This is a genomic window from Stenotrophomonas sp. 10L48 (assembly GCF_056395105.1).
Map to the genome: position 1 here is coordinate 1 of NZ_JBFTIX010000015.1, position 11,929 is coordinate 11,929.

General features: G+C 67.8%; 11 protein-coding genes. 3 read left to right on the forward strand and 8 right to left on the reverse strand.

The annotated features are described in order from the left end of the window. Positions 1-268 precede the first annotated feature (268 nt). From AC1DCU_RS18945 to AC1DCU_RS18955, 3 genes are all read right to left on the reverse strand, one after another. Positions 269-1,429: an MFS transporter gene (locus tag AC1DCU_RS18945; protein ID WP_442252088.1), complete on the reverse strand. Its 1,161-nt coding sequence runs from the start codon at positions 1,427-1,429 to the stop codon at positions 269-271. Between the two features lie 275 nt (positions 1,430-1,704). Then, positions 1,705-2,454, reverse strand: coding sequence for a TerC family protein (locus tag AC1DCU_RS18950; RefSeq protein WP_025877899.1), 750 nt, complete (start codon positions 2,452-2,454; stop codon positions 1,705-1,707). A gap of 32 nt (positions 2,455-2,486) precedes the next feature. Next, entirely contained in the window at positions 2,487-2,882 is a 396-nt protein-coding gene (locus AC1DCU_RS18955) for a diacylglycerol kinase (RefSeq protein ID WP_025877898.1), read from the reverse strand. 234 nt (positions 2,883-3,116) lie between these two features. Here AC1DCU_RS18955 and AC1DCU_RS18960 point away from each other — a divergent pair, with 234 nt between their 5' ends. Next, the gene (locus AC1DCU_RS18960) at positions 3,117-3,815 is read left to right on the forward strand and encodes an SGNH/GDSL hydrolase family protein (RefSeq protein WP_442252089.1); all 699 of its coding nucleotides are present in this window, start codon (positions 3,117-3,119) and stop codon (positions 3,813-3,815) included. A 151-nt stretch (positions 3,816-3,966) separates the two neighbouring features. Here the strand turns inward: AC1DCU_RS18960 and AC1DCU_RS18965 are convergent, their stop codons facing one another. The 3 genes from AC1DCU_RS18965 to AC1DCU_RS18975 all read right to left on the reverse strand — a co-directional run bounded on the left by AC1DCU_RS18965 (position 3,967) and on the right by AC1DCU_RS18975 (position 6,840). Then, positions 3,967-5,238, reverse strand: coding sequence for a sensor histidine kinase (locus AC1DCU_RS18965; protein ID WP_442252090.1), 1,272 nt, complete (start codon positions 5,236-5,238; stop codon positions 3,967-3,969). Between the two features lie 150 nt (positions 5,239-5,388). Continuing rightward, positions 5,389-6,102 carry a response regulator transcription factor gene (locus AC1DCU_RS18970; protein WP_002811889.1) on the reverse strand — a complete coding sequence of 238 codons (714 nt, stop codon included), beginning with the start codon at positions 6,100-6,102 and terminating at the stop codon, positions 5,389-5,391. 90 nt (positions 6,103-6,192) lie between these two features. After that, positions 6,193-6,840 (reverse strand): arylesterase, encoded by a 648-nt coding sequence (locus tag AC1DCU_RS18975; protein ID WP_442252091.1) that lies wholly within the window; start codon positions 6,838-6,840, stop codon positions 6,193-6,195. A gap of 75 nt (positions 6,841-6,915) precedes the next feature. Here AC1DCU_RS18975 and AC1DCU_RS18980 point away from each other — a divergent pair, with 75 nt between their 5' ends. Both AC1DCU_RS18980 and AC1DCU_RS18985 read left to right on the forward strand, forming a co-directional pair. Further along, the gene (locus AC1DCU_RS18980; protein WP_059066070.1) at positions 6,916-7,563 is read left to right on the forward strand and encodes an ABC transporter ATP-binding protein; all 648 of its coding nucleotides are present in this window, start codon (positions 6,916-6,918) and stop codon (positions 7,561-7,563) included. Beyond that, on the forward strand, positions 7,560-10,073 hold the full coding sequence (locus AC1DCU_RS18985) for an ABC transporter permease (RefSeq protein ID WP_282280390.1): 2,514 nt from the start codon (positions 7,560-7,562) through the stop codon (positions 10,071-10,073). The genes AC1DCU_RS18980 and AC1DCU_RS18985 overlap by 4 nt, the downstream gene beginning before the upstream one ends. Positions 10,074-10,317: 244 nt before the next feature. On the opposite strand, the gene AC1DCU_RS18990 is transcribed toward AC1DCU_RS18985, so the two are convergent. Both AC1DCU_RS18990 and AC1DCU_RS18995 read right to left on the reverse strand, forming a co-directional pair. Further along, positions 10,318-11,253 carry a DUF6607 family protein gene (locus AC1DCU_RS18990; protein ID WP_282280389.1) on the reverse strand — a complete coding sequence of 312 codons (936 nt, stop codon included), beginning with the start codon at positions 11,251-11,253 and terminating at the stop codon, positions 10,318-10,320. A 72-nt stretch (positions 11,254-11,325) separates the two neighbouring features. Next, complete coding sequence (locus tag AC1DCU_RS18995) at positions 11,326-11,928, reverse strand: ChuX/HutX family heme-like substrate-binding protein (protein WP_282280388.1); 603 nt, start codon at positions 11,926-11,928, stop codon at positions 11,326-11,328. Position 11,929 lies beyond the last annotated feature (1 nt).

Genomic DNA, 11,929 nt, shown 5'->3' on the forward strand with positions numbered 1-11,929 from the left:
ATCGGTTTTCGCTTTTGATTTTTCTTTTTCTTTTGATCTTCCCGCGGTGCGCAGGAAACCGTCCGTGGCCGCGAGGGTGGGTTGGCTGGGGGCGTGAGCGCCATGGATGGCGCGACCGAGCTTACATGGACGTACTTGCAGCGTCCCCCGCAAGCTGACCCACCCCGCCATCCCACGGAATGCCCGCCGTTGCTGTTGAGGTTGCCGGCCAGCGGCCGGCACTACCGCCTCTGCGGGTGCAGGGCGCAGCCCTGCCGGAACTCGTCCCTCAGCAAGCCTCAGCCACCGGCGCGCGTGCCCGCCCCAGCCATGCCAGCAGCAGCGCCGACGCTGCCAGCAGGCCACCGGCCACCGGAATCGCCGCGTACCCCAGCCCCAGGCTGATCACCGCACCACCCAGCGCCGCGCCCAGTGCATTGCCGAGGTTGAAAGCACCGACGTTGATCGACGACGCCAGACCCGGCGCCTCGCTGGCCGCCTGCATCACCCGGATCTGCAACGGCGGCACGATCGCGAAGGTCGCCGCACCGAACAGCAGTACACCCAGCGCTGCAGTCGCGTGGCTCATGAAAGCCAGCGGCAGCACGAACATCAGCACCGCAAGTACCGCCAGCAGGATCCGGGTGGCGCCGTCCAGCGACCAGTCGGCCATGCGGCCGCCAATACCGTTGCCGAAGGTAAAGCCGATGCCGATCAATGCCAGCGACAGCGCGATGAAGGCATTCGACGCACCGGTCAGTTCAGTCAGCACCGGCGCCACGTAGGTGTAGAGGGTGAACATCGCACCTGCACCCAGCACCGTAGTGGCCATCGCCAGCAGCACCTGCGGCTGCATGATCGATTTCAGTTCACGCCGGACATCCGGGCGCGCGCCCGCGGCCGACGGCGGCAGTGCCATGGCCAACGCGCTGATCGCAACCACACCGAGTACGGCGGTGCCGGCAAAGGCCAGGCGCCAGCCCAGCTGCTGGCCGACCCAGGTCGCCAGCGGCACGCCACCGATGTTGGCGATGGTCAGGCCCATGAACATCGTCGCCACCGCCGCGGCCTGCTTCTCCTTCGGCACCAGGCTGGCGGCGACCACCGCGCCGATGCCGAAGAACGCACCGTGATTGAGGCTGGTCACCAGCCGTGACAGCAGCAGCAGGCCGTAGTTCGGGGCCAGCGCCGACAGCAGGTTGCCGATGACGAAGATCGACATCAGCAGCATCAGCGCGGTGCGCTTGCCGAAGCGTCCCATCAGCAGGGTCATCACCGGTGCGCCCAGCATCACGCCCACCGCATAGGCGGTGATCAGCATGCCGGCGGTGGGGATGCTGACCCCCACGCCGTTGGCGATGACCGGCAGCAGGCCCATCGGCGTGAACTCGGTGGTGCCAATGGCGAAGGCGCCGACGGCGAGGGCCAGCAATGCGGCTCTGGAATTCATGGGGATTGCCTGCGTGGGGGCAGGCCCTGTGGAAAATGAGCGCGTAGCCTGCGCGCTTTGCCGGCCGGGAGTAAGCCACTACGCGGGAAAACAGTGTTGATCCCGATTCACAAGTGGAAGGTGCAAGCCGGCATTGCGGGAAGAAGCCCCGCCGCGCATCGCCCGGCGCTACCGGAACGGGCCCACGCTTGGGTAGCGCCGGGCCATGCCCGGCGAGCGCAGCGGCGACTGAAACGCAGAACCCCCGGCCGGGCCGGGGGTTCTGTCTCGCTTGCTTACCAGTCGCCGGCGCCCGGCACGTGGTGTTCGCGTGCGCGGCGGCGCATCAGCAGGTTCAGCCACTCCACCAGCACCGAGAAGCCCATCGCGGCGTAGATGTAGGGCTTGGGCACGTGCACGTCCAGGCCGTCCAGGATCAGCACCGCGCCGATCAGCAGGATGAAGGCCAGGGCCAGCATCTTCACGGTCGGGTTGGCATCGATGAAGCGGCCCAGCGGATTGGCCGCCAGCAGCATCACCGCCACCGACAACAGGATCGCCGCCACCATCACCGGCACGTGGTCGGCGATGCCGACAGCGGTGATCACCGAGTCCAGCGAGAACACGATGTCGATGACCGCGATCTGCGCGATCACGTAGCCGAACACGGCCGAGGTCTTGGTGGTGGTCGGGTCCTCGTCCTCGCCACCGGTGATCATCTCCTTGATCTCCATCCAGCCCTTGATGATCAGGAACAGGCCACCGACGATCAGCACCAGGTCGCGGATGGAGATGCCCATGCCGGCCACGGTGAACAGGTTTGCCTGCATGTGCGCCAGGTACGCCAGCGAGACCAGCAGGCCGATACGGGTGATGCAGGCCACAGCGATGCCGAGGCGGCGCGCGAACGGGCGGCGCTCTTCGGGCAGCTTGCTGACGGCGATGGAGATGAACACCAGATTGTCGATGCCGAGCACGATTTCCAGCGCGCTCAAGGTGAACAGGGTCAACCAGACGTTCGGATCGGCGAGAAGCTCAAGGGACATGGGAAGTCTTCAACAAGGGGGAGGAAGAAGGATCAGCCGACGCTGGCCGGGAACAACCGCGGCACCAGCACCAGGGCCCAGCACAGCAGCACGTTCATCATCAGCACGAACACCGCCGCCGAGCCCATGTCCTTGGCGCGGCCGGCCAGTTCGTGGATTTCCGCGCCATAGCGCTCGATCACCGCCTCGATGGCCGAATTGGCCAGCTCCATCGCCAGCACCAGCAGCATCGAGCCGATCATCAGCGCACGCTCCACCGGGGTCTGGCCCAGCCAGATCGCCAGCGGGGTCAGCAGCACCAGCAGGTAGACCTCCAGCCGGAACGAGGACTCGTGCAGCCAGGCAGCACGCAGGCCCTGCCAGGACCAGCGGGCGGCCTGGAAGATGCGGCGCGGGCCGCGGGGCATGTGGCCGAACTGATCAGCCACGGGTGATGGATCCAGCAACAGGGGCGCGGCGCAGCGACCGCTCAGACGCACGGCAGGAAATCATGGGTGCACAGGGATAGGCAGACAGCCCCCATTTTGCCACAAGGGCGGCAATGGCACCCCGCACGCCCCGCCGCGAGGCCCTGCGAACGACCCCGCAAACGGCCCAGCGCGGCCAAGCGCGGGGCCAGCCCAGCTTCTATGATGGATACCCCTGCCCTGCCGGAGTGCCTGATGACCCGTCCCCGCACCTGCCTGATCCTGCTCGGCCTGCTGGCCGCGCCGCTGGCCCAGGCCCTGAGCCCGCCGGCGTCGCCGCAGGTCCCTGCGCAGGTCTCCAACGTGGCCTGGGAGGCCGACATCGCCGCCTTCGCCAGCGCCGACCGGACCAATCCGCCGCCGCGCGGCGGCATCGAGTTCATCGGCAGCTCGTCCTTCCGCATGTGGGACAGCCTGGCCCGGGATTTCCCGGGGCAACCGGTGTTCAACCGCGGCTTCGGGGGTTCGGAAGTACGCGACAGCACCTGGTACGCCGGCCAGGCCATCGTGCCGTACGCGCCGTGCAAGGTGTTCTTCTACGCCGGCGACAACGACCTCAACAGCGGCCGCAGCGCGACCCAGGTACGCGATGACGTGGTGGCCTTCGTGCAGCGCGTGCATCGCGACCTGCCGCAGACGAAGGTGGAATACGTCTCCATCAAGCCCAGCCCCTCGCGGGCGCACCTGCTGCCGGCGATCAACGACGCCAACGCGAAGATCAAGGCTGCGTTGGCGAAGCTGCCCAACACCGGCTACACCGACATCTACACACCGATGCTCGGGGCCGACGGCCAACCCGATGCGTCGTTGTTCCGCGAGGACATGCTGCACATGACCCCGGCCGGCTATGCGATCTGGACCAAGGCGCTGGCGCCGAAGGTCAACTGCAACTGATTGATCCCGAGGTTGCCGGCCAGCGGCCGGCACCACCGCGACAACGCGCGTGCTCCGGTAGTTGCCAACCTTGGTTGGCATGAATGCGTCCACCTGCATCCCAGTGAAAGCGCCGACCAAGGTCGGCAACTACCGAGGTGGCAAGCGGCCCTCAGCGGAAAATCACCGTCGCCTCGGTGCCCTTGCCCAGCTCGCTGGCCAGGCTGACCTTCCAGCCGAAGCGGTCACACAGGCGGCGCACGATCGACAGCCCCAGGCCAGTGCCCTGCGGTCGGCTGGGATCGGCACGATAGAACGGCTCGAACGCACGCGACAGCGCGTCGGCGGACATGCCGATGCCGGTATCGCTCACCACCACCCGGTCGTTGTGCACGTGCACGTCGATGCGGCCTTCATCGGTATAGCTGCAGGCGTTGCGCACCAGGTTGCTGACCACCACCTGCAGCACCCGCGGCGGTGCGTGCAGCTGCACGGCCGCGTCGCTGTGCAGGTGCACCGCCAGCGGCCGTCCCACCAGCAGCTCGTTGGCGTTGTCCACTTCGTAACGGACGACGTCGTTGACGTCGAACAGCTCCACCTGCGGCTCGACGTCGGCCTCACGGGCCAGGATCAGGAAGGCATCGATCACCGCTTCCATGTCCCGCCCGGCACGCTGGATGCGCTGCAGGCTCCGACGCAGGCGCGGCTCCAGGCTTTCATCGCCCAGCGCCATGTCGCTGGCCACGCGGATGACGGTCAGCGGCGTGCGCAGTTCATGGCTGGCATCACGGGTGAAGTTGCGCTCGCGCGCCACGTGCGCGGTGACCCGGTTGGCCAGCGAATGCAGCGCCGCCGCAAGTTGCCGGGTCTCGCCCTGCATGTCCGCCGGCAGCTTGTTCGGCTCCAGGTCGGCCGCTTCCGGATGGCCCGGATCCCAGCGCGAGACACGGCGCGCCAGCCAGTTCACCGGCGATACCAGGCGTTTGGAGGCACGGTAGGTGATCCAGGAGGCGCCATATACCGCCAGCAGGGTCAGCAGCACCGGCACGATGCCGAACCAGAACGCCAGCATCTCCGCGCGCGAGCGCAGGAACACCAGGTACAGGCGCCCCTCTTCGCGGGCGTCGACCAGCACCAGCTGATCGTCGTCGGGCAGTTCGTGGAAACCCGGTTCCAACGTGCGCAGGTTGGCCGGCAGTGACAGGCTGGACTGCCCGCGTTCCAGCAGGTAGCCACGGATGTTCTGGGTATTGGGCGGCGGCTGCACGGGCGAGGCCTCGTGCAGTGTCCAGTAGTACGCCGCTTCTTCGCGCAGGGCAGCGCCCACCAGGCTGTGCTTGATCACCAGCGAAACCAGCCAGGCACCCAGCAGGATACCCAGGCTGGCCAGCACGGCTTGCAGGATGAAAGCGATACGGATCTTGCGCGGCAGGCCGTGCGGCATTGCGATGTCCCGGTCAGAGCGCTGCGATTATAGGCAGCGCGCTGTGCCGTGATCGTGCATGGACGATGACGACCCGGTATCCGGAACGTTCACCCCTTCCCTGCCGACCACGGCCGTGCCGGTTCTGCTGCAACACCGGCACGACGTCGATCAGGCCATCGGCTGGGCGATATCGGCGATGCGATAGCCCGCGCTCTGCACGGTGTGCAGCAGCGGCCGATCGAACGGCTTGTCGATGATCTTGCGCAGGTTGTACAGATGGCTGCGCAACGTGTCCGAATCAGGCAGGCCGTTGCCCCAGATCTCGCGCTCGATTTCCTGGCGGGTGACCACACGCGGCGATTCACGCATCAGGATGGTCAGCAGGCGCAGGCCGATCGGCGACAGCTGCAGCTCGGTGCCGGCACGGGTGGCACGCATGCTGACCGGATCGAGCACCAGGTCGGCGACCTTGAGCACTTCCGAACCCACCTGGCGACGTTCGCGGCGGATCAGCGCGCGCAGGCGGGCTTCCAGTTCCTGGATCGCGAACGGCTTGGTCAGGTAATCGTCGGCACCAAAGCCAAGCCCGGTGAGCTTGTCATCCAGCGTGTCGCGCGCGGTCAGCATCAGCACCGGGGTCGACTTGCGCGCATCGTTGCGCAGCCGGCGGCACACTTCGATGCCATCCAGCCGCGGCAGCATGAGGTCCAGCACGACGACGTCGTAGCTGTTCTCGGCAGCCAGACGGTAGCCGTCCAGGCCATCCTGCGCATAGTCGACCTCGAAGCCACGGCCTTCCAGGTATTCACCGATCATCTCGGAGATATTGCGGTTGTCTTCGACCACCAGCACCAAGCCGGAAGTCTCCTTCGTCTGACGCATGAGAATCCCTCTTTCTTCAGCTTTGTGAAACATGCCCGATCGACGGTGCACGCGATGTGAAGTTGCGTCAATGAAAAGAAGATGGCGTGCTCACAGCAGCGGTTTCAGCAGCGGCCAGACGTTGTCCAGCACCTTCGGCTGCGCTTGGGCGGTGGGATGCAGGCCGTCGGCCTGCATCAAGCCGGGCTGCAGGGCCACGCCTTCCAGCAGGAACGGGAGCAACGGCACCTTGTACTGCGTGGCCAGTGCCCGGTACGCCGCAGCCAGGCGCTGGCGGTAGCCCGGCCCATAGTTGGGCGGCACGTCGATGCCCAGCAGCAGGACCTTGGCACCGGCCTTCTGGCTGGCCTGCACCATCTTTTCCAGGTTGCCCTGCACCTGCGCCGGGGTCAGCCCGCGCAGCGCATCGTTGCCACCGAGGGCGATCACCACCACCGTGGGCTTCTCCCGGCCAAGCAGGCCCGGCAGGCGGGTCAGCGCGCCAGCAGTGGTTTCCCCGCTCATGCTGGCGTTGACGATGCGCGGCGGGGTTTTCGACTGCTGCCTGACCCGCTGCTGCAGCAGGCTGACCCAGCCGGCATCGGCCGGGATATTGTGGGCGGCACTGAGGCTGTCACCGAGCACCAGCACGGTACCGCCGCCCGGACCTTTGGCACACGCCAGTGCCGGCAACAGCAGCAACCCTAGCAGCACCATCATCATTGCGCCGGCTTGCCGGCTCCATTCCGTCTTGTGCATTGGAGTCTCCTCATCGACAGCCTGTCCCCCCGCAGCGCGCCCGTCGCCATCGCCGTCGACCAGGTCGGCAAATCCGTGCATGGCCCGGAGGGTGAAGTCCACATACTGGACAACATCACCCTGACCGTCCATGAAGGCACCAGCGTAGCCATCGTCGGCGCCTCTGGTTCCGGCAAGACCACCCTGCTCGGCCTGCTGGCCGGGCTGGACCTGCCCAGCCGTGGCCGCATCGCGCTGGCGGGCCAGGATCTGACGGCACTGGACGAAGAAGCGCGTGCACAGCTGCGCGCGCGCGACGTCGGCTTCGTCTTCCAGAGCTTCCATCTGCTGCCGGCGCTGACGGCGGCCGAGAACATCGCGCTGCCGCTGGAACTGGCCGGGCGCGAGGACCGCACGCGGGTGGACGAGGTGCTGGCTGCGGTCGGGCTCTCGCATCGCGCCCGCCACTATCCGCGGCAGTTGTCCGGCGGTGAGCAGCAGCGTGTCGCCCTTGCCCGGGCGTTCGTCAGCCGCCCGCGCATCCTGTTCGCCGACGAACCCACCGGTTCACTGGACCAGGCCACCGGCCAGCACATCAGCGATCTGCTGTTCGAACTCAACGCCGGCAGCGGTACCACGCTGGTGCTGGTCACCCACGACCTGCGCCTGGCGCAGCGCTGCCAGTACATCCATCGCATCGACAACGGCCGCCTGCAGCCGGTGGAACATGGAGTGGACGCATGAACCTGCTGCGGCATGCGTGGCGCGCGCTGCGCCGCGAGGCCCTGGCAGGTGACCTGCTGACCGTGTTCGCCGCCCTGGTACTGGGCGTGGCGGTGATGACGGCGGTGGGCACGCTGGTGAACCGGGTCAACCTGGCATTGACCGGCAGCGCGGCGGAAATGCTCGGCGGCGACCTCGGTGTTGCCGGCCGCGATGACCCGCCCGCCGCGTTCGCTGAGGAGGCGCAGCGACGCGGCCTGGCGCATACGCGGCTGGCCAGCTTCGGCAGCGTGCTGTTCCAGGGCGATGCCAGCCAGATGGCCAGCATCAAGGCCGTGGAAGCGGGCTACCCCCTGCGCGGCGCGCTGCGCGTGCGTGCCACGCCCGGCGGCGCGCTGATCGCCGATGCCGGAATGCCGGCCAAGGGCCAGGCCTATGCCGACCCACGCCTGCTGCAGGCACTGGGCCTGAAGGCTGGCGACGATCTGGAATTCGGTGCGGGCACGCTGCGCATCGCCGGCATCATCGAATCGGAACCGGATGCCGGTGGCGACCTGCTGACGCTGTCGCCGACCCTGCTGGTCAACCGCGCCGATGTGGAAGGCACCGGCCTGCTCGGCCCCGGCAGCCGCATCAATTACCGGGTGATGTTCGCCGGCCCTGCCGCCGACATCGCGTCATTCCGGCAATGGCTGCTGCCGCAGGTAAAAGGCATGCGCCTGCTCAGCGTGAACGATACCCAGCGCGGTGTGCGCCAGGCCTTCGACCTGGCCGGTCGTTTCCTCGGCCTGAGCGCGCTGCTGGCGGTGCTGCTGGCCGGCGTTGCCACCGCACTGGCGGCCAACCGGTTCGCGCTGCGTCGCATCGACCAGGTGGCGATCCTGCGCTGCCTGGGTGCACGCCAGCGCGACATCCTGGCCGGCCTGGCCCTGCAGCTGCTGATGCTGGCGGTGCCGGCGTGTGCGATCGGCATCGGCCTGGGCATGGCGGCACAGGAAGGACTGGTGCAGGTACTGGGCAGCCTGGTGCCGCAACGCCTGCCGCTGCCCGAAGCCATGCCTGCGCTGACCGGCGCGGGAATCGGCCTGTTGCTGTTGTTCGGCTTCGGACTGCCGCCGCTGCTGCGCCTGCGTGGCGTGCCGCCGATGCGCGTGCTCAACCGCTCGTTCGCTGCCTTGCCGCCGGCCTCGCTGCTGGCCTATGTGGCAGCGCTGGCGGCCAGCCTGGTACTGGCGGTGCAGGTCACCGGCGATCTGAAACTGGCGCTGTGGGTGCTGGGTGGCCTGGCCGGGCTGGCGGTGGCCGCGGGCGTGGTCGGGTTCCTGCTGCTGCAGCTGCTGCGTGGGCTGCAGCACCGCCTGCACGGCAACTGGCGGCTGGGCCTGGCGGCGCTGACGCGGCGGCGGATGCTGGCGGTGATGCAGCTGGTGGGGCTGTCACTGTCGCTGTGCGCCCTGCTGTTGCTGGCGGTGATCGGCCCCGGCCTGCTGCAGCAGTGGCGCGAGCGCCTGCCTGCGGACACGCCCAATTATTTCCTGATCAACATCCAGCCCGAGCAGCGCGACAGCGTGCTGGCTGCACTGCAGGGCCTGGGTGCGGATGATGCCAGCATCGAACCGATGGCCACCGGCCGCCTGATCGCGATCAACGGCAAGCCGCCGCTGCGAGTGGATCGCACGCCGGCCGACGACAATCAGCCGCAGGGTGAAGGACAGCGCGACGACGATGACGAGAACCGGCCGCTGAACTTCAGTTGGCGCAGCACGTTCCCGCCGGCCAATACGCTGGTCAACGGCACGTTCTGGAAGCCGGACAGCACCGCCGCGGAGGCATCCGTGGAGATCGGCTGGGCCAAGCGCTACGGCGTGTACCCCGGTGACCGCATCACCATTGCGGTGGGCGAGCAGCAGCGCGAGTTCAGCGTTACCAGCGTGCGCAAGGCCGACTGGAACACCTTCCGGCCGAACTTCTTCGTGTTGTTGAATCCGAATGCGGTGGGCGATACACCGCACAACCTGCTGTCGGCGTTCCACCTGCCGGCGGGACAGGCAGCGGGTCTCGGGGCCCTGGTGCGCGCGCAGCCCAACCTCTCGCTGCTGGACGTGGATGCGGTGATCTCGCAGGTACGCGATGTGATGGAACGGGTGGCGCAGGCGGTGCAGCTGGTGATGGTGTTCAGCCTGCTGGCCGGCGTGCTGGTGCTGCTGGCGGCGCTGCAGGCAACGGCGGGCGAGCGACGCTATGACAGCGCGGTGCTGCGCACGCTGGGTGCGACGCGGCGCCAGCTGCGTGGCGCGGTGCTGGTGGAATTCGGTGCGCTGGGCGCGCTGGCGGCGCTGCTGGCGGTGGGCGCGGCAGCGGTGATCGGCGTTGCGGTGTCGCAGAAGGTGTTCGAACTGCCGCTGCTGCCGCCGTGGCCTGGCCTGCTGCTGGGTGGCCTGCTCGGCATCGCGCTGAGCCTGCTGGCCGGCTGGCTGGGGACCCGGCGGATCCTGCACACGCCACCGGCATTGGCGCTGCGCGAGGCCTGACGCTGTTCTGTGGCAAAGGCATCCACGCATGGCGTGGATCTACCAGCGAGCCCAGTAGATCCACGCCAAGCGTGGATGAATTACCGATGATCCCGGCAGATCCACGCCATGCGTGGATGCAGTGCCGATGGTCCCAGTAGATCCACGCCATGCGTGGATGCCGGGTGCAATCACCGCCGGAGAGCGTGCCGAGCAAGCTCGGCACCCACCAGTGCAGTGCGCATCCGGCACCGCAGCGCGCCGATCAACCTTCCTTTGGCGCCTTTTCCACGTACTTGGCGAAGACTTCGTCGATCTGCGCGTCCTTCACCTTCTTGCCGGACTGCACGTCCTCGGCCTGGGTGAACAACGGGATGATCATCGCCATGCCGTCGAGCTTGGTCTTCAGGTGCACGCCCGGGGCCTGGGTCAGGAAACCGTCCCAGCGCTGGCGCACCTTGCTCCAGTAACCGGCGGTGGCCTTCCAGTAATCGCGCGCCGGGGTGAAGTCGACCTCGGTGGTCCTGGTGTAGTCGTTGAAGCCGAATTCGCGGGCGATTTCCACCTGGCTGCCATCCGCGTTGCGCTGCACCTTGGTGTTGAACTGCTCGTGGGTCCAGCCGTTCGGGGTCAGGGTGTGGCGGTTGACCACCGCCAGCGCGTTGTAATCGCTGCGCTTGGTGTACTCGCGGCGTGGCAGCGGCCGCCAGCTGATGTCGCTGGTCCAGGTCGGCACGTTGTTGAGGTAGGTCCACGTGCCGGTGCCGCAGTAGCGCGGTGCATCGCTGACTTCGTACACGCACTGGGTCCAGGCGCCCTGGTTGGTCGCAGCTGCGATCGTGCGCACCTGCCAGGTCTGGTCGGCGCTGAACTCGAAGCGGTTCGGCGCTTCATACACCCAGTCCTGCCGCCAGTGCTTGGTCACGTGGCCGCTCTTCTCGTCCAGCAGCAGGTGCTGCAGCACGATGCGCTTCGGCGTGTCCTCGACCACGATCACCACTTCGTTGCCACCGCTGCGCATGGCCGGCGCGCGCTCGTAGCCCGGCTTCAGCAGCACGGTCTCATCGAAGGCGAAATCCACCGTGTACTCACCCTGCATGGCGAGGATGCTGTCATGGTCGCGGGCGATGTCGGAGGGCTGCGCGCTGGCGGCGCCACTGGCGGCGAGCAGCACCATCACGCTGGCTGTCTGGAACTTCATCGGGTCTTCCTTCGGGGTTGCAGGTTTCGTGGAAAGGCCATCCTGGCCGGCAGGCAATCCATCGCAATCAGGTCACAGCCGTACCAGCGGCAGGTCGCCGGGAGCGCGCGCGGCAGGGCGGCGTGCGGCGTCGGCGCAGCAGCAGTCGTCGATCGCCAGTTCGCCTTCGGCGCCTTCCATGCGTGCGATGCGGCGCGCGGTGGCGGCACCGAGCGACGACAGCGTGGACAGGCTGGCGGCCAGGGTCCGGCCCTCGTCGGCGGCGTGCAGGCGCAGTGTGCACAGACGCCAGCGCTGTCCGCCCAGATGCCCGGCGAGGCGCCGCCACAGGCGTTCACCGACGCTGCCATCACTATCGTGCGAAGGACCCGGCGGCAGCGTCGCCACCAGCCGGTCCCAGGCCAGGAAATCGCTGTCCGGCAACAGGTACAGGCGCCACACGCAACTGCCACGTGCATCGAGGAAGCACAGGCTTTCGCGCAGGCCCTCGCTGTCCACGCCCTGGCAGGCATGCACCGATACCGCCTGGCGCCAACCGCCCAGTTCGTTGCCATCGGCGTGATACAGGCACAACACAGTACCGAGCGCTGCCAGCTGTGCCGGCGCAGGCCAGGCCCGCGGCGACGAACGCGACAGGGAGGACGGCAGGCGACGCGCGGACAGGGCTCGGCTCATG